Origin of the sequence: Streptomyces javensis (genome assembly GCF_039525925.1) — a bacterium.
GTDB lineage: Bacteria > Actinomycetota > Actinomycetes > Streptomycetales > Streptomycetaceae > Streptomyces > Streptomyces asiaticus.
Genome location: NZ_BAAAIF010000059.1, coordinates 46,959 through 64,927, shown reverse-complemented (window position 1 = coordinate 64,927; position 17,969 = coordinate 46,959). Strand labels below are relative to the sequence as shown.

The window sequence follows — 17,969 nt, the reverse complement described above, 5'->3', positions numbered from 1 at the left end:
GCGGAGCATCGCCCTCGTACTGGGCGTACTCGGGTGATGCGACAACGCGGCGAGCGGCCGTGCCAGGCGTCGGGAGCAGGGCGCCCCCTTTGACGACAGACCCTAGCGCGACTCCCTGCCGGACATCACCTCCCACGGCACAGCCGGAGCTCGGCTCATCGCTCGACCGTATGCGGCTCCGGCTCGCGCTCGGTGAGCGTCGGCATGGCCTGCCGAGCGGGCTGGGCGGGCTGGGCGGGCTGGGCCGACTGGGCGGGCGCGGCCTCCCGCTCCGGCGCGGCGGCCGGACCGTCGGCCGGGGCGCCGCCCTCCGCGCCGCTCTCCGTCCGGGCCGCCGCCGGGATCTCCTGCTGCCCCTTCTCCAGGAAGCGCAGCAGCTCGACCGGGATGGGCAGCACCAGTGTGGAGTTCTTCTCGGCGGCGACCGCCATCACCGTCTGGAGCAGCCGCAGCTGGAGCGCCGAGGGGGTGTCGGCCATCTGGGAGGCGGCCTCGGCCAGCTTCTTCGACGCCTGTAGCTCCGCGTCCGCGTTGATCACCCGGGCGCGGCGCTCCCGGTCGGCCTCCGCCTGGCGGGCCATCGACCGCTTCATGGTCTCCGGCAGCGACACATCCTTGATCTCCACCCGGTCTATATGGACGCCCCATCCGACGGCCGGGCTGTCGATCATGAGCTCCAGGCCCTGGTTGAGCTTCTCCCGGTTGGAGAGCAGATCGTCCAGGTCGCTCTTCCCGATGATCGACCGCAGCGAGGTCTGGGCCATCTGGGAGACGGCGAAGCGGTAGTCCTCCACCGCGACCAGCGCCTCGGCCGCGTCCACGACCTTGAAGTAGACGACGGCGTCGACCCGCACGGTCACATTGTCCCGGGTGATGCCCTCCTGGGCGGGGACGGGCATCGTCACGATCTGCATATTGACCTTCTGGAGCCGGTCGACGAACGGAGCGATCATGGTGAACCCCGGTCCCCGGATATCCGAGCGGAGCCTCCCGAGCCGGAAGACCACCCCCCGCTCGTACTGCTTGACCACCCGCGCCGCGGCCAGCACGCCCAGGGCGCCGAGGCAAGCCAGTACCACTATCAATGTCACGAGCGCATCGACCATCACGGCCACCTGCCGTCCGTATCGCGAACAATGCCCCTCGTGGGGTACTGATGTCCACGATAGTCCGCCCGTCGAACGGTGGGGAGGGCTGTGGACAACCCCCGCCCGGCCCCCCGGAACGCCCCCCACCGACACGGAGAGCCCCCGTCCGGCAGACGCGGAGAGCCCCTGTCCGGCAGCACGGACGGGGGCTCTCGCTCAGCCTGGTGCGGAGTTGATCAGCGGAGGAACAGCGCCGATCAGAGGAACGGCGCCGATCAGTAGACGCTCACGCCGTACGCGTTCAGCGCCTCGACGACCGGCTGGAAGAACGTGGTGCCGCCGGAGGTGCAGTTGCCGCTGCCGCCGGAGGTGAGGCCGAGGGCGGTGGAGCCGGCGTAGAGCGGGCCGCCGCTGTCGCCGGGCTCGGCGCAGACCGTGGTCTGGATCATGCCGTAGACGATGTCGCCGTTGCCGTAGTTGACCGTGGCGTTCAGCGCGGTGACCCGCCCACTGTGGATGCCGGTGGTGGAGCCGCGCCGGGTGACCGTCTGGCCCACGGTCGGGTTGGCGGCCGAGGTGATGTCCTGGCTGCCGACGGTGCCCTGGGGGGTGACCGAGCCGCTGTACCGGACCAGACCGTAGTCGTTGGTCGGGAAGCTGGAGCCGGCCGTCGGGCCGATGGTGGTGGTGTGGCCGGAGTTCGACCACCAGGTGCCGGCGCCGTCGGTGCAGTGACCGGCGGTGACGAAGTAGTTGGCCCCACTGCTGTTGCGCACGTTGAAGCCGAGGGAGCAGCGCCAGCTACTCGCGTAGATCGCGTCGCCGCCCGAGATCAGCTTCTGAATCTTGCCGGAGGTCCGCTTGACCTCGATGGCGTCGGCGTTCGAGCCGGCGGTGTTCTTGATCTTGGCTATCTCGCTCTGGGACACCGTGCTGTCGGCGGTGACCACAAGCTTGTTGGTCCCCTTCTCGACATACCAGGCGGTGCCCGCGACATCGGCCTCGAGGACGGCGCTGCTCGCCGACTTGGCCTCGGCCGCACTGAAGGTGCGGGCGCCGTCGCTACCGGCGTAGGCGGCGGGGGCGGCAAGCGCCGTTCCGGCCACCAGGGCGGAGGTCGCGGCGATCAGGGCGATACGTCTCGCCTGCTTGCTGTGGGGGGCGTTGCGCTTGATCCTCAACTCTTCCTCCGGGGGAATCGGGGGTCCGCTTGGGTGGGCAGGCCCGTGAGGCGCAGTCAACGAGCACGCCGATATGACCGATTCGGCGTGCCCCTGACAAGCGCTTCCGGAAGTATTCGTGGCTCCGGGCGCAGCGCGCAAGAGGACAATTCGGAACAGCCACCGGGCACACGCCACATAGCCCCGGCGGGTTCAGGCCGCCGGGGCTTGTGCTCCCATCCCTTTGGGTATCCGGTGAGACGGACGCGCGGGCGATCGGGTTCCGTCATGGCACGGACGTATCACCTCCCGGCGGCCGGGCCGCCGCGCGGCCGCTCAGCCCCGCTCCCCCGGATGCCGAAGTCCCAGGTGGTCGCGGAGTGTCGGACCGGAGTACGCGGTGCGGAACACCCCACGCTCCTGGAGCGGCGGCACCACCCGGTCCACGAAGTCATCGAGCCCGCCGGGGGTCAGATGGGTACCGCCATGGCCGGGGCCCTCCCCGTGCTTCGGGGGGCCAGCGGGTCACGGCTTGGGCAGACCCGGCGGGTTGATCTCGGACTTCTTCACCGCCTCGCTGGAGAGCCCCCACCGCTTCAGGACCTTGGCGTACGAACCGTCCTGGATCACGTGGTCCAGGGCCGCGGCATAGGCGTCGACCAGCCCGCTGCCCTTCTTGGTGGTGGCCGCGATCTTGCCCTGCACCTGGTCGCCACCGCCCGAGAAGCGGCCGATGATCTGGGTCTGGCCGGCCGAGGCGACGTGGTAGGCGGAGGTGGGGTTCGGGCCGAAGTAGGCGTCGATACGGCCGGACTGGAGGGCGAGGTAGTAGTCGGTGTCCTTCTGGAAGTACTTGATGTCCACGGGCTTGCGGCCCGCCTTCTCGTTCTGCTTGCTCCAGTCGACCAGGATCTTCTCCTGGTTGGTGCCGGAGGCGACCGAGACGGTCTTGCCCGCCACGTCCTTCGGCCCCCTGACCCGCCAGGAGGCGCCCTTCTTGGCCTCGAAGGCGAGGTCGTCCAGCCGGTAGGTGGCGAAGTCGTACTTCTCCTTGCGCTCCTCGGTGACCGTCACATTGGAGAACACGCCGTCGAACTTGGAGCTGTCCAGGCCGACGAAGAGGTTCTCCCAGGAGACCGGCTGGAAGTCGACCTTGAGCCCGAGGGTGTCGGCCACCAGCGTGGCGATGTCGATCTCGGAGCCGATCCGGGTCTTGTCGTCGGTCGCGTAGAAGCCGAGCGGGGCGGAGGCGTCGGCGCTGCCGCCGATGCGCAGGGTGCCGCGCTCCCGGATCGCGGCCGGGACCTTCGCCGCGATCGAGGCGACCTTCTTCCCTCTGACGCGGTGCTGGTCCGGGCTGATGTTGATGGCGTTCTTCGAGCCCTTGGAGCCCACCGACTCCTGGGCATCGCCGTCGCCGCAGCCGCCGAGCAGGGCGGAGGCGGTGAGCGCGGCGACGGCGGCGACGAGGGTGCGGCGGGTCTTCACGGGGGTGCTCCTTGCGTGGGTGGACATCGGTGATCCGGTGGACATTGGTGATCCGGTGGACATCGGCGATCTCATGGACATCGGTGATCTCGTGAACATCGGCGGGGTCATGAACATCGGCGGGGTCGTGAACATCGGTGGCCTCAGAGGACCTTGGAGAGGAACGCCTTGGTGCGCTCGTGGCGCGGCGCGTCGAGCACCTCGGTGGGCGTGCCCCGCTCGACGATCCGGCCGCCGTCCATGAAGACGACGGTGTCGGCGACCTCCCGCGCGAAGCCGATCTCATGGGTGACGACGATCATCGTGGTGCCCTGGTGGGCCAGGTCCTTGATGACATCGAGGACCTCGCCGACCAGTTCGGGGTCGAGCGCGGACGTCGGCTCGTCGAAGAGCAGCAGCTCGGGCTCCAGGGCGAGGGCGCGGGCGATCGCCACCCGCTGCTGCTGGCCGCCGGAGAGCTGCCGGGGGTACGCGGCCGCCTTGTCGGCCAGACCGACCCGGTCGAGCAGCGCCTCGGCCGCGCGCACCGCCGCCTTCCTGGGGCGGCGCAACGCCGATATCGGCGCCTCGACGATGTTCTCCAGCACCGTCAGATGCGGGAAGAGGTTGAAGTTCTGGAAGACGAAGCCGATCCTGGTGCGCTGTTTGAGGATCTCGCGTTCGCGCAGCTCGTGGAGGCGGTCGCCCTGGCGGCGGTAGCCGACCAGCGAACCGCCGACGCTGATCCAGCCGCTGTCCACCTTCTCCAGGTGGTTGATGGCGCGCAGCAGGGTGGACTTGCCGGAGCCGGAGGGGCCGAGGACGACGGCCACCTCTCCGGAGCGCACCTCCAGGTCGATCCCGCGCAGCACCTCCAGGGACCCGAAGCTCTTGTGGACGGAGCGGATGTCGACCATGGCGGTCATCGGGTGGCTCCCCGCGAGAAGTGGCGCTCGACGTAGTACTGCGCGATCGAGAGCACGGTGGTCAGGATGATGTACCAGACGGTCGCGACCATCAGCAGCGGTACGACCCGGCCGTTGCGCCCGTAGATGACCTGCACCTGGTAGAAGAGCTCGCCGATCGCCATGACGGAGACGATCGAGGTGCCCTTGAAGAGCGAGATGACCTCGTTGGCGGCGTTCGGCAGGATCGACCGCATCGCCTGCGGGAGCACGATCCGGCGCAGCTGCCGCAGCCGGGGGATGCCGAGCGCGGCCGCCGCCTCCAACTGTCCGCCGTCCACGGCGAGGACGCCGCCGCGCACGATCTCCGCCGCGTAGGCCGCCTGGTGGAGGGCGAGTCCGAGCACCGCCGCGCTCATCGCCCCGACCAGACCCGCGGTGTCGAAGGAGAAGAAGCCGGGGCCGAACGGGATGCCGAAGTCCAGCCGCTTGTAGAGATAGGTGAGGTTGAACCAGAAGAGCAGCTGGACGATGAGCGGGATGGAGCGGAACGCCCAGATGTAGGTGAAGGCGACCGACTTCAGGAAGGGGCTGTGGGACAGCCGCATGAAGGCGAGGACGATGCCGAGGGCGAAGCCGAGCGCGGTGCCGTAGAAGGTGAGCTGGATGGTGATCCAGACCGCCTTGAGGATGGTCCGGGTGGTGAAGAAGTCGGCGAAGACGTCCCATTCCCAGCCGGGGTTGGTGATCAGACCGTGGGCGAACTGGGCCACCAGGACGGCGGTGACGACGACGGCGACCCAGCGCCAGGGGTGGCGTACCGGGACGACCTTGAGGGCGGAGTAGTCCTCGCGTTCGGCGCCGTTCGCGGCGGCCTTGCCGACGGGTGGATCGGAGGTCAGGGACATGGAGGGTCCTTCGAAGGGAGCGGAGGGTTGTGCGGGGGATGGTGTCCGGGGCCCGGGGGGCTTCCGGGGAGGGGCGCTCAAGCTGAGACCCATGCGGTGAGGCTCAGGCGGTGAGACTCAGGCGGTGAGGCCCAAGCCGTAAGACTCAGGCCGTGAAGCTCAAGCCGTGAGACTCAGGCGGCGAAGCCCAACCGTGAGACTCAAGCCGTGACCGTGGCGCGACAGGACAGTTCGCGCAGACAGCGCAGCAGGGCTCGCGCGGTGGCGTCGTTCTGCCGGAACGCGGGCGCGTTGGTACGGGGCCGGGCGAAGGCGCCCGAGGCGCGGGCGTCGGTGTGCGGGCCGAGCGCGAAGCGGCGCGGATGCGGGCGGCCCGTCCGGTCCAGGATCCGGGCGTCGGCGGGGCTGACGGCGAGCAGTCCGGCCGGGGTGGCGGCGGCGCCGTCGCGGTGCAGGGAGCGCAGCAGGGTGTCGCGGGAGCGGTCCACGGTCGGTTCCGGCAGCCGGGCCTCGACCAGCGCACGGGCCTCGACGGCGGATCCGGGCACACTGGCGGAGCTCGCCCGGAACACCCCGTGCACCGGATCGGCGGTCACGGTCATCTCGGCGCCGAGGAAGCGGACCACTCCGGCCCGGGAGAGCGCGAGCAGCTGCTCCAGCCGTGGCCCCGGCGGGCCGGAGGCGAGGAAGCTGAAGAAGCCGTGCCACCAGCCGCCGATGTCGCCGAGCCGGATCAGCTGGCCGTAGACGGAGAGCAGGGCGAGGAAGACGGCCAGGTCGGGGCTGTGCGCGGGGTCGTGGCGGCGGGCGAGGTCGGCCTCGATATGGCCGCGCAGCGCCCGTTGCAGGGCCTCGTGGTCGTCGAACCGCAGTCCGGCCAGGGGACGGTCGAGGGTGTCGAGGTCGAGCCGGTCGGCCGGGTCGGGAACGGCCGCGGCGACCAGGACGTCCAGGTCGGGGCTGCCGGGCGGGCAGGCGGCGTACTTCTCCTCGAACGCGGACCACTCCCCGGCCACGCGCTCCGGATGGGTGGTGAACAGCCGGTGGTAGTGGGCGAACCCCAGCTCCTTGGCGATCAGCGGCCAGACGTCGCGCCGGAAGTCCGGCCGCCCGGGGCGCAAGAGCAGCGCGTCGACCTCGGCGGGGCCGAAGAAGCGCGGCACCGGGGGCCGCTCACCGCTCAGCGAGTAGCCGATCTTGGCGTGGTACGGCACACCACGCCGCGAACCGGCGTACAGCACGGGCTCGCGGCCGGAGGGCCGGTAGACCAACTCGCCGTCCGGACCGCGCTCATAGCGTCCGCCGCGCCCCTCGGTGAGCAGCGCCATCAGATCGACGAAGGCGAGGCCGAGGCCGCGTACGATCACCGGCTCGCCGGGGCGCAGCGCGCTCACATCGCTGTCCGCGGTGAACTCCGGGGGGATATGGACCAGTTGGTGCTCGGCGGCGAACGCGGTGAGCGCCCGCTGCTCGGCGTCGGGTTCGGCGTCGAGGTGACCGAGGGCGAGGACCACGGCGTCGGCGGTGAGCGGCGCGGTACGCCCCTCCAGCCACACCTGCTGCCGTCCGTCGCGCGGCCCGGTGACGCGTACGGCCCGGTCCCGGTGCTCATGGACGATGGTGCCGGGCGGCAGATCGGCCACCGCCCGCTCGTACACCCAGCGCAGATAGGCGCTCTGGAGCCGTCTGGTGGCGAAGCTCCGCCCGGTCAGGGCGGCGGCCTCGGCGGCGAGTTCGGGCGGCAGGGCGTACGGCTGCTCCGCTCCGCGAACCTCGCGGGCCCATTCGGCGAGGGAGGGGCCGGGACGTATCGGGCCTTCGCGCTCCACCGACTCGTCGGTGAACATGGTGACGTCCTCGGCCATGGAGTTCATCCACAGCAGCGGGGACTGGTCGGGGCGCCAGATGCGACCGCCACCGGGCGGATGCGGATCGACCAGGTGCAGCTCGAACGGCACGCCGTCGCCGTACAGCTCGGGGGCGTTGGCGGCGATGCGCTCGATCAGTCCGGTGGCACGCGGGCCCGCGCCGACGATGACGACCGTGGCGGGTGAGACGACCGCGTTGGGTGAGACGACCGTGGCGGGTGAGACGACCGTGGCGGGTGATCGGAAGGGGCGGTGGTCCGGATGCGCTGGATGGTCCGGGTTCGCGGACATGCGGAGGCTCCGTGAGTTCTGAAGTGAACACACGCATGGCCTTCACACACGCCGAGCCCCTCAGCTCGACAACGGCCGGGCCCCTCAGCCCGGCATGGGCCCGAGAGTAGGACGATCCCACGGTGCGCTGTCAAGACTGTCCGAACTGTGGGCAGCGCGTCTCACCGCGGTTGACGGGGAAGCGGGAGGCTGCTCCACTTGCCCCATGGACTCATGGCAGCGACTGGTCACGCGCGACCACATCGACTTCGGTCGGGTGTGGTCGTCGTCCTGTTCGGGCTGACCGCCCGCCTCCGCTGCCGTAAGGGGACTCCCTTCCCCAGCGCTTCGAGGCTTCGCCCGCGCCCGCCGGGCTCCCTCCCCCGGTGCGGCCGCAGCACATCCGCGTCGTCACGCGCCTTCGGCCTTCCCACACACGTCACTGCTCCACCCCCTCGCTTTCCCCTACCCGCCCCTTCCCGCCCCTTCCCGCAGCATCGATATGCGGCTCCGCCGCGTGGCAGGGGCTTCACCCCTGGCCCCCGCGGGCCCACGAGCCGGCCACCGTCGCCGTGGAGACCCGCGTCGGTGTGCCGATCGTCATCGGCACGCCGACGCGGCGGATGACCGCGCGGACACCCGCGCCCATCCGGGCCGTCCGGCCCGGGCAAGCCTGGGGCGGAGCCCCCAACTCCAGCCCCTCCGGCGCTTGAGGAGCGGGGGCTGGGGCGGAGCCCCAGTTGTGGGAAGGGGCGGGGAGGGGAACAGCCCGCCGCAGGCGGCACCACCCGCCGCCGCACGACCCGCCGCCGCACCACCCGCCGCCGCAACACCCCTAGCGGCTAACAGTCGCAGCCACAGTCACAGCCATCACAGCAGTCACAGCTACAGCAGTCACCACAGTTGCCGCAGCAGTCACAACAGTCGCAGCAATCATCGCACTTATGGCACAGACCCTCGCGCGGCTGCCCGGTCCACGGATCGTGGTACGGATCGCGGCAGCACACCTGGCAGGTGCAGCAGAGCCCGGTCCACACCAGGCAGCCCGCGATCAGCCCCCGCCGACGGCCTTGCGGCGGCTCCGGGGGCGCGCCGCCGGGGCCTCCCGGGTTGATCCACGGCGACTGCGGCGGCCCGAAGGAGGACTCCGGGCCGCCCGGGGATCCCGGGGCGCCCGGGGCGCCCGCGGTGCCCAGAGCGCCCGGGGTGCCCAGAGCGCCCGGGGTGCCCAGAGCGCCCGGCGTACCCGCGCCCTGGCCACCGCCATGCGCACAGCCGGTCGTGCCGAAGGCACGGTCCACCGCGCGCCCCAGCTCATGGACGAGCAGTACGTGGGCGAGCCGCCCGGAGCCCTTGCCCGCGAACTCGGTGTCCTTGAGCGCCAGCCGCACCCCGTGCACCGCGTCATCGCACAGCCTGCGGACCTCGGCGAGGTCGGTCCCGGTGGCCGCGATCGGGTTCCAGGCGCCGGTCTTGGCGTCCTCGGCCAGGTCCTCCACCGCGTCCAGCAGATGCGCCAGCCGCCCGAAGAGCCGGCCCGCCTCCTCCAGCGGGGCCCGGTTGCCGGGCCGCCCGGCCAGCACGGCGGTGTGCCCGAAGGCCGCGGCGGTCGCGGTCTCGGTGGGCTCGGTGACGGTCAGCAGCTGGGTGCCGGGGCCCGCGAGGGACTCCAGCTCCTCCTGCCGGCCGACCGCGTCGAGCAACAAGCTGGTGTCAAAGCCGAGCGCGGCGCCGCTGCGCTCCCCCGCCCGGTCCCACCGCCCGGCCACCCGGCGGGCGGCCGCGGCGACCGGCCGCCGGGCCAACACCCCGTCGCCGTCCGCCACATGGTCGCGCATCTTCGCCGAGGCCAGCACCAGCGAGACGGTGGCCGCCAGACGCGCCCCCTCACCCTGGGCGACCGACGCCGTCCGCATCCCGCGCAGCGGACAGGGTCCGGCGGTCCGCCGCCAGCCCTCCGACCGCCCCGCCTGGGCCTCCACCAGCACCGATATCACCAGGCCGTCGTAGTTGGTGGCGATGCGGGCGAACTGCCCGTGATCACCCCGCAACGCGAGGCACAGCCCGCACAAATGCGCCATCCACTCAGTGCGCAGGTTTTCCGACAGCCGATGCCGGCAAGGCCGGATAATGCCAAACACCACGATCCCCGTTCACCCGTACGTCCCCGACGTCACCCGTCCGGCAGCGGCGGAGTCTACCCATCGCTCCGTCAGCCCTCATAAGCAGGTGGAACTCTGATATGGCGCCAGCCGTTGTGCACCAGTAACGTCACGAATCCCCTGTGCGGCCGCAATCCACGTGGCAGACCATCCGCATCATGGACGACCATAGAGGGGCGGACAGTACACACCATCAGGGAGAGGAGGCGTCCATGGGATCGGTACGCAAGGCAAGTGCCTGGCTTGGCCTCGTCGACGACAGCGATGACGAGCGCTACTACGACGACGACTACGCCGAGGGGTCCGAGCCCGGCGACTCCTGGATGACGGACCCCCGAGCGCGGGTGGCCGACGAAGCCGCGCGGGACCAGGGCACCCGGATCGCCACGGTCACCCCGGACGGATTCCGGGACGCCCGCGGCATCGGCGAGCTGTTCCGGGAGGGCGTACCGGTCATCGTGAACCTCACGACGATGGAGTCCGCCGACGCCAAGCGCGTGGTGGATTTCATGGCCGGACTGATCTTCGGGCTGCGGGGCTCGATCGACAGGGTGGCCAATCGCGTGTTCCTCCTCACCCCGGCCGACTTCCAGATCGTCAGCGGACAGTCCGGCCACGCCACGGGCTTTTTCAACCAGAGCTAGGCCAGAGCTAGGCCAGAACCAGGCCCTGTCAGGGCCTGGCCCCGGGGCCGCTCACCGGAAGGCGTCGATTCCGGTGAGCGCCTTGCCCAGCACCAGTTGGTGCATTTCGACGGTGCCCTCATAGGTGAGCACGGACTCCAGATTCGTGGCGTGCCGCATCACCGGATACTCCAGCGAGATCCCGTTGGCGCCCAGAATCGTCCGGGCCGTGCGGCAGATCTCGATCGCCTCCCGCACATTGTTCAGCTTGCCGAAGCTGACCTGCTCCGGGCGGAGCCGCCCCGCCTCCAAGCGCCGCCCCAGATGGTGGGCGAGCAGCACCCCCTTGTGGAGCTCCAGCGCCATATCGGCCAGCTTGGCCTGGGTGAGCTGGAAGCCGCCGATCGGCCGGCCGAACTGCTCCCGCTCGCGCGCGTACTCCAGCGCCGACTCGAACGCGGAGCGGGCCGCGCCCATCGATCCCCAGATGATGCCGTAGCGGGCGTGGCTCAGACAGCTCAGCGGCCCGCGCAGACCGGTGACCTCGGGCAGCACCGCGTCGGCGGGCAGCCGCACCTCGTCCAGGACCAGCTCGCTGGTGACCGAGGCGCGCAGTGACCACTTGTGCTTGATGTCGGGGGCCGAGAAGCCGGGCGTGTCGGTGGGGACGACGAAGCCGCGGATGCCCTCGTCGGTGCGGGCCCACACCACGGCGACCCCGGCCACCGAGCCATTGGTGATCCACATCTTGCGGCCGGTGAGCACCCAGTCCGAGCCGTCCCGCTTGGCGTAGGTGCGCATTCCGGCCGGGTCGGAGCCGTGGTCGGGCTCGGTCAGCCCGAAGCAGCCGATGACCTCGCCGGCGGCCATCCGGGGCAGCCACCGCTGCTTCTGCTCCTCGGAGCCGAAGCGGTGGATGGCGTACATGGACAGGGAGCCCTGCACCGACATCAGGGAGCGGATCCCGGAGTCGGCGGCTTCCAGCTCCAGACAGGCCAGGCCGTACTGGATCGGGCTCGCGCCCGCGCAGCCGTAGCCGGTGAGGGACATCCCGAGCGCGCCGAGGGAGCCGAGTTCCCGGGCCAGCTCGCGGATGCCGGGCACCTCGCCGCGCTCGAACCAGTCGGCGATGTGCGGCAGCACGCGATCGGCGGCCCACTGCCGCATGGTGTCGCGGACCGCGAGGTCCTCGGGCTCGAGCAGATCGTCGAGCCCCAGCGGGTCGCGCGGATCGAACGACGGCAGGGTGCCAGCGGACATGGGTGGCGGCCTCCGGTGGATGCGGTTCCGGGTACGCCGGGCGGTACCGGCCGCCGGGGCGCGTCCTCCCGCCCGGCGGCCGGGGTGATCAGCCCGGCCGATCCGACGCTACGGCCGGGTAACCCCTGACGTCCAGACCTGCTCAGGCCGGGCCAGCCGAGCCCTGCCACGCGGCGAAGCCGCATACCGCTGCCGCAGAAAGGGGCAAAGCCCCCGCCCAGGGCCTGGAGTAAAGCCCCCCACTCGGAGCCTGGGGCGAAACCCGGCCCGGGGTCTGGGGCGAAGCCCCAGTTTCGGGAAGGGGCGGGGAGGGGAAAATCCGCCAGCCACCGCGTGGGACCCGGGCGGGGTCGGCCGAGGCCCGGCCCGGACTCGGGCCCGGGTCGGTCAGGACTCGGCGGCGACGGTGGCGCGGTCGAGGCGGGCCGGGGCGTCCGAGGCATCCGGGCCCTGCTGGTCCGCCGAGCTCTGCTGGTCCACCGGCCCCTGCTCCGCCGCCCCCTGCTGCTCCGCCGGGCCCTGGGTGGACTCCTCGTCGTCGGCGGCGCACTCCATGACCTTGGGCAGCCGCAGCGCGGCCAGCGCGCCGAGCAGCAGCAGACCGGCGCTGACCGCGAGCGTGACGTGCAGACCGTGGACGAAGGCGGCGCGGGAGGCCGAACGCAGGGCCTCCCCGGCGTGGCCGCCGAGCCGGTCGGAGACCTTGTACGCGGCGCCCAGCGACTGGCTGGCGTCGGAGCTGGCGGAGGCGGGGACGCCGGGCACCGAGGAGACGCCGGGCTTGTAGGCGGCGTTCATGACGCTGCCGAGGAGCGCGATGCCGATCCCCGCGCCGAGCTGGTAGGAGGTCTCGCCGATGGCGGCCGCGCCGCCCGCGGAACCGGACGACGCCTCGTTCAGCATGGACTCGTACGCGCTGAAGAGCGTGGTCTCCAGGCCGAAGCCGAGGACGATGAAGCCGCCGACGAGCACCGCGGGCCGGTCGGACTGGCCCATGGCGGTGAGGGAGAGCACGGCGAGGGCGGTGAGCGCGAAGCCGACCGCGACCATGACCCGCGGGCCGAGCCACTGGAGCATCCGGGACCCCACGAGCCCGGCGGCCATGGCGGCGAAGGTGAGCGGCAGCAGCCGCAGCCCCGTCTCGAGCGGGGTGAGCCCCAGGACGAGCTGGAGGTACTGGGCGGCTATGAGCTCCAGGCCGACGAGCGCCAGCAGGGCGAGCACGATACAGCCGACGGAGATCGAGAAGGCGGGCCGGGCGAACAGCTTGAGGTCCACCAGCGGATGCGTACGACGGCGCTGGCGGCGTACGAAGAGCACCAGCAGCACCACCCCGACCAGCACCGGGGCAGCGGTCACGGCGTCCAGCGGCCCCGCGCCGCTGCCCATCCGCTTGACGCCGAGGACGACGCAGAACAGCCCGCACGCGGCCATGACCGCGCCCAGCACGTCCCAGGGGCCGTTCTTGTCGCCGGTGGACTCGGGCAGCAGCCAGCGGCCGACGGGCAGCGCCACGACCATCAGGGGGAGGTTGACCAGGAAGACCGAGCCCCACCAGAAGTTCTCGACCAGGAAGCCGCCGAGCAGCGGGCCGACCGCCGCGCCGACGGCGGCGACCGCGCTCCAGACGCCTATCGCCAGCGCCCGCTCCCGGCGGTCCGGGAAGACCTGGCGCAGTATCGACAGGGTGGCGGGCATGATCATCGCGCCGCCGACGCCCAGCAGGGCGCGGGCCACGATGAGGACCTGGGGGTTGGGGGCGAAGGCGGCGATCGCGGAGGCGGCGCCGAAGAGCGCGTAGCCGAGCAGCAGAACGCGTCGTCTGCCGACGCGGTCGCCGAGGGTGCCGAAGAGGATCAGCAGCGAGGCGCAGACCAGTGGGTAGACGTCCACGATCCACAGCAGTTCGATCCCGCCGGGGCGCAGATCCTCGGTCACGGCCGGGACCGCGACGTGGAGCACGGTCGCGTCCACGGCGACGAGCAGCAGGCTGACGCAGAGCACGAGGAGCACGACCCAGCGGTTCGACCCGCCGCTCGCCTCGGTGCCGCGCCATTGCCGGGGTACGCCCGCCGTCCGCCGATTGCCGGCCGTGGTCGTCCCGGACATGTACGCACCTCCCTGGGTCTTGCGCTCGCGGTCCGCCGTCGTGAGGGCGGTACGTCACGTCGTAGGGACGTCCGGGTGGCCCCGGTGGCGAAGGCGCGAGTGAGAGGTCAGGGTACGCGAGTCCCCGCGCGAGCCGTGTGCCGCAGGTCATGTTGGGACCGGATCGCGGATGGTTACGGAGGCGTACGTTCCAGACTTCCCCTTTTGTCCCCCTGGCCCTCTGCCGTCCCTCCTGTGTCCTCCCGGCGTCCCACCCGAGTCCCCCTCGCGTCCCACCGGTGGCCGTCTTCCGTTCGCTCTCCGTTGCCGTCCGCGGTCCCCGCGGACTCGGTTGTCCACAGCCCCCGGGGCCCTCAGCGGAGGGTTGTCCACAGGCCCCGCGAGTAGCCCGGAACATCCTCGATAATCGTCGCCGTGACTGATCTCGCCCAGGCCGGCACCGCGCCGCTCAGCGACGACGGCCGACCGGGCCGCGCCGCTGGTCGCGCGCTGCGCCGGGCCGCTCCGGCACTGCTCGCATATGCGGGGACGCGCCTGCTCGGGCTGGTGGTTCTCGCGATCTGGGGTGCCTTCGCGGACAAGAGCCCGCACCAGCTGCTCTCCGCGCGCTGGGACTCGCTGTGGTACACCCGCATCGCCGAGGAGGGGTACGGCTACACGCTCCATCTGCCCGACGGCGCGATCCACTCCAACCTGGCGTTCTTCCCCCTGCTCCCGGGGCTGGAGCGGGTGATATCGGCCATGGCCCCGCTGGGCGCGGCCGACGCCGGTCTGCTGGTGAGCTCGGTCACGTCCCTGTTCGCCGCCTGGGGGATCTTCGCGATCGGGGATCTGCTGTACGGACGGCGGGTGGGCGTCACGCTGGCCGTGCTGTGGGGTGTGCTGCCGGTCGGGATCGTGCAGTCGATGGCGTACTCGGAGTCCCTCTTCACGGCGCTGGCCGCCTGGGGGGTCTACGCGGCGCTCACCCGGCGGTGGCTGTGGGCGGGGCTGTGCGCGGCGCTCGCGGGGCTCACCCGGCCGGTGGGGGCCGCGGTGGTCGCCGCGGTATGGGTGGCGGCCGCGGCGGAGCTGCTGCCCGGCGGGCGATGGCGCCAGGCGTGGCGCCAGGACCGGAGTCTGCTCGCGGGCGTCGTGCTGGCGCCGCTGGGCTGGCTGGGCTATGTGGTGTGGGTCGGTCTCCGCACCGGAAGCGTCACCGGCTACTTCGACGTGCAGAACGGCTGGGGCAACGGCTTCGACGGCGGTCTGGCCTTCGCGGGCTTCATCGGGGGGCAGCTGGTCGAGCCGCCCTTCGTGGGCGGGCTCGGGCTGCTGCTCGGCGTCGGGGCGCTCATCTGGCTCGCGGCCCGCTGTGTGCGGCAGCGCCAGCCGCTGCCGCTGCTGGCCTACGGCGGTGCGGTGCTCGTCCTGGCGCTGGCCGCGAAGGGGTACTTCGGCTCCAAGCCCCGGCTGCTGATACCGGCCTTCCCGCTGCTGCTGCCGATCGCGGTCGCCCTGGCCCGGCTGCGCCCGGCGCGCACCGCGCTGGTCCTGGGGTCGGTGGGGCTCGCCTCTGCGGCGTACGGGGCCTTCTGGCTGCATGGCTCCGGGCCGCCCTGATCCGGCCACCGCCGCGATCCGGCCACCCCGACCGGCCCGGCTGAGCCCCGCCGACGATCACCCCCGGCCACCCGGCGACGCCAAGGGAAACTTCGGGGAACGCCATGGCTAATAGGCGATAAACACGCCCTGTAAGAATTCCATAAAGTCCCTGAGACACGCCCATTGGAAGGTGGCGAGCAGAAAAGTCCGGGGCCTCGTGCATTCCTTGGAAAGGGCGCGGCCAAAAGCCGTGGACGAGACGTACTCCACATCACATCGTCATCACAAAGCGACCTGATCGACTGAACCCGCCTGTCACGCAATGTAACGTCGATTAGGTGCGTACCGAAGACAAGCTCCCCGCGACCGAGGAGCGAAGGCCCGATCCCGCGCGACCGCGCATGACCCGAACACGCTTCTGGCTGCTCGGGACCACGCTGGCGGTCTACGCGGCGACCGTGATCGGCGTGCTCACCACCTCATGGCTGGTGAAGCTCGACTGGCAGGTCATGCTCTTCCGGCCCTACAAGCAGTGGCCCGAGTTCCACACCTTCCTGGACTACTTCGTGGTCATGGGCCAGCGCGGGCCCACCGCCGTGGCCGTCGCCGCCTGGCTGGGGTGGTGCTGCCACCGGCAGCGCACCCTGCGCCCGCTGCTGGCGCTGGGCACCTCCCTGCTGCTGCTGAACGCCACCGTGGGCGCGGTGAAGATCGGCTTCGGCCGGCTCGGTCCGCACTACGCGACCACCGTCGGGTCCAATGAGATGTGGGGCACCGGCGATATATTTCCTTCGGGTCACACCGCCAACGCCGTGGTCACCTGGGGCATTCTGGCCTATCTGGCGACCACCCCCGTGGCCCGCAGGGTCGCCTCGCTGATCGCCGCGGGCTTCGCCTTCGGGGTCGGCATGACCACCGTCTACCTCGGCACCCACTGGCTGAGCGATGTGGTGCTGGGCTGGGCCGCCGGGGTGCTGGTGCTGCTGGCGCTGCCCTGGCTGGAGCCCGCCATGGCCCGCGCCGAGGTGCTGCTGCTGACCCTGTGGCATCGGCTGCGCGCGCGCCGGGCGCCCGCTCCGGTGCCGTCCGGACGGCCGGTCGCCGGGACCCCGCTGGCCACCCCGCGCACCGCCCGCGACGACGAGCTGCCCGCCCGCGAGACCGTGGCCGTGGTCCGGCCCGGCACCGCCACCGGCCGGAGCCCCGACGGGCGGCCCCTCCACCCGGTCCGCCAGCACACGGTGCGCTCCGAGCGCACGCCGGTCACCCCGGTCGGCAGCCGCCGGCCGCCGCACGCCGACCGGGTGCCGCGCGCCACGGCGCCCTTCGGCCCGTCCGGCGCCTCCCGGGGCCGTACGGCCACCGGAGGCTGAGCCGCCCACCGGGCCGCGGGGCGGTACGCACCCTCTCCCCGCGCCGACCGGTCGCACCCGCACCACGGCCCCGGAGCGCTCCCACGAGAGCGTTCCGGGGCCGTCGCCGTATCCGCGCCGGGCGCCCCGGCCCATCGCGGCACGCGCCCATTGGCGCGGGCGCGCACCGGCGCGGGCGCGCACCGGCGGCGCGGACACGGGCCGGTCGGCTGTCGGCCCGTCAGCCGCGCTCGGTCAGCCGTGCCCGGTCAGCCGCGCCCGGTCAGCCGCGCCAGCAGCGCTTCACCGTGCCCCCGTCCACCTCGAAGTCGATCCGCCCCCGCAGATACTCCATGGTGATGATCGCGCCCGGCGGAAGCGTCCGTACGGTGCTCCAGCCGCGTGCGCGCGCCCTCTCCTCGGCGGTGCCCGCATCGAGGCCCACATAGCTGTCGAGGTCGTCGTCGGGTTCGGCCGGAAGGTTCGGTACAGGTCCCATGGGAGCCACCGTAGGTGGCTCCCTACGGGTGGCAAACCCAGAGTTGCCTTGGACCGCCAAGGGACTACCACCGCCCCATGCCTCTCACGGCCGCCATTCGTCACACTTGTGTCACAGAAAACACGCCCGGGTTTGTGAACGACTTCGTCACTCTTCCGGGGCTTGTGTTGACGCCTCGAAGATGATTGCGAGTTTCCGTCGATATCCCGCGCCAAACGGCCGGCTCCGGTATGGGCGGGGGCGCGCGGCCGAGATCTGTCGAACAATTCCCGCGGCGACCGGAAAAGCACGGCCCGGACCCCTCCGGAGCGCACAATTCCACCACAAATCGCCGAGGGCCGAAGCCCGGGGTTTACCCCCACCCGGACGCGGTACCCGCCGTCCCGGAGCCAACATGACTGACAGATCCGATGAGACCCCCGAGAAGACGGCGGCCGGCGGTACGAGCCCGCTGGCACTCCTGCGTGCCGCCCGTGAGCAGCTCGCCGAGCTGACGGGCCTGTACCCCGAGTCCCTCCCCCGTCTGGAGCGGACCGACGACGGGTGGCTGCTGGAGGCCGAGGTGACGGAGCTGGTCCGGGTGCCGGAGACGATGAGCCTGATGGCCCTGTACGAGGTGACCCTCGACCCGGACGGCCTGCTGACCGGCTACCGACGCCTGCGCCGCTACGAGCGCGGCCGGAGCGACCGCCGCTGACGCCGGCGGGGGCCCGG

14 protein-coding genes and 1 pseudogene are annotated in these 17,969 nt (G+C 71.7%); 4 read left to right on the top strand and 11 right to left on the bottom strand.

What is annotated here, in order from left to right; genetic code table 11:
- Positions 1-155 precede the first annotated feature (155 nt).
- The 8 genes and pseudogenes from ABD329_RS36065 to ABD329_RS36030 all read right to left on the bottom strand — a co-directional run bounded on the left by ABD329_RS36065 (position 156) and on the right by ABD329_RS36030 (position 9,807).
- Positions 156-1,106 (bottom strand): slipin family protein, encoded by a 951-nt coding sequence (locus tag ABD329_RS36065; protein WP_344317463.1) that lies wholly within the window; start codon positions 1,104-1,106, stop codon positions 156-158.
- 257 nt (positions 1,107-1,363) lie between these two features.
- Complete coding sequence (locus tag ABD329_RS36060) at positions 1,364-2,269, bottom strand: S1 family peptidase (RefSeq protein ID WP_198281587.1); 906 nt, start codon at positions 2,267-2,269, stop codon at positions 1,364-1,366.
- A gap of 315 nt (positions 2,270-2,584) precedes the next feature.
- A pseudogene (locus tag ABD329_RS36055) lies at positions 2,585-2,725 on the bottom strand (F420-dependent methylene-tetrahydromethanopterin reductase); the annotation flags it as partial.
- A gap of 48 nt (positions 2,726-2,773) precedes the next feature.
- Positions 2,774-3,736 (bottom strand): ABC transporter substrate-binding protein, encoded by a 963-nt coding sequence (locus ABD329_RS36050; protein WP_198281588.1) that lies wholly within the window; start codon positions 3,734-3,736, stop codon positions 2,774-2,776.
- Between the two features lie 143 nt (positions 3,737-3,879).
- Positions 3,880-4,632, bottom strand: coding sequence for an amino acid ABC transporter ATP-binding protein (locus ABD329_RS36045; RefSeq protein WP_198281590.1), 753 nt, complete (start codon positions 4,630-4,632; stop codon positions 3,880-3,882).
- Between the two features lie 5 nt (positions 4,633-4,637).
- Positions 4,638-5,528 carry an amino acid ABC transporter permease gene (locus ABD329_RS36040; RefSeq protein ID WP_198281589.1) on the bottom strand — a complete coding sequence of 297 codons (891 nt, stop codon included), beginning with the start codon at positions 5,526-5,528 and terminating at the stop codon, positions 4,638-4,640.
- 200 nt (positions 5,529-5,728) lie between these two features.
- Positions 5,729-7,687, bottom strand: a complete 1,959-nt coding sequence (locus ABD329_RS36035; RefSeq protein ID WP_246619192.1) for an FAD/NAD(P)-binding protein — start codon at positions 7,685-7,687, stop codon at positions 5,729-5,731.
- A gap of 821 nt (positions 7,688-8,508) precedes the next feature.
- Entirely contained in the window at positions 8,509-9,807 is a 1,299-nt protein-coding gene (locus ABD329_RS36030) for a DUF5685 family protein (RefSeq protein WP_198276209.1), read from the bottom strand.
- A 233-nt stretch (positions 9,808-10,040) separates the two neighbouring features.
- Between ABD329_RS36030 and ABD329_RS36025 the strand changes: the two genes are divergently transcribed.
- Positions 10,041-10,472, top strand: a complete 432-nt coding sequence (locus tag ABD329_RS36025; protein WP_198276188.1) for a cell division protein SepF — start codon at positions 10,041-10,043, stop codon at positions 10,470-10,472.
- Between the two features lie 51 nt (positions 10,473-10,523).
- Here the strand turns inward: ABD329_RS36025 and ABD329_RS36020 are convergent, their stop codons facing one another.
- Together ABD329_RS36020 and ABD329_RS36015 are read right to left on the bottom strand one after the other, a co-directional pair.
- Positions 10,524-11,711 carry an acyl-CoA dehydrogenase family protein gene (locus ABD329_RS36020; protein ID WP_198276189.1) on the bottom strand — a complete coding sequence of 396 codons (1,188 nt, stop codon included), beginning with the start codon at positions 11,709-11,711 and terminating at the stop codon, positions 10,524-10,526.
- Positions 11,712-12,098: 387 nt separating this feature from the next.
- On the bottom strand, positions 12,099-13,820 hold the full coding sequence (locus ABD329_RS36015) for an MFS transporter (protein ID WP_198276190.1): 1,722 nt from the start codon (positions 13,818-13,820) through the stop codon (positions 12,099-12,101).
- A 414-nt stretch (positions 13,821-14,234) separates the two neighbouring features.
- Here ABD329_RS36015 and ABD329_RS36010 point away from each other — a divergent pair, with 414 nt between their 5' ends.
- Positions 14,235-15,422 carry a hypothetical protein gene (locus tag ABD329_RS36010; RefSeq protein WP_198276191.1) on the top strand — a complete coding sequence of 396 codons (1,188 nt, stop codon included), beginning with the start codon at positions 14,235-14,237 and terminating at the stop codon, positions 15,420-15,422.
- Positions 15,423-15,742: 320 nt separating this feature from the next.
- Positions 15,743-16,777, top strand: a complete 1,035-nt coding sequence (locus ABD329_RS36005) for a phosphatase PAP2 family protein (RefSeq protein ID WP_198276192.1) — start codon at positions 15,743-15,745, stop codon at positions 16,775-16,777.
- Positions 16,778-17,039: 262 nt separating this feature from the next.
- On the opposite strand, the gene ABD329_RS36000 is transcribed toward ABD329_RS36005, so the two are convergent.
- Positions 17,040-17,255, bottom strand: coding sequence for an I78 family peptidase inhibitor (locus tag ABD329_RS36000; protein WP_198276193.1), 216 nt, complete (start codon positions 17,253-17,255; stop codon positions 17,040-17,042).
- Positions 17,256-17,649: 394 nt separating this feature from the next.
- On the opposite strand from ABD329_RS36000, the gene gvpO reads away from it, so the two are divergent.
- Positions 17,650-17,952, top strand: coding sequence for a gas vesicle protein GvpO (gvpO, locus tag ABD329_RS35995; protein WP_037949882.1), 303 nt, complete (start codon positions 17,650-17,652; stop codon positions 17,950-17,952).
- Positions 17,953-17,969: the final 17 nt, after the last annotated feature.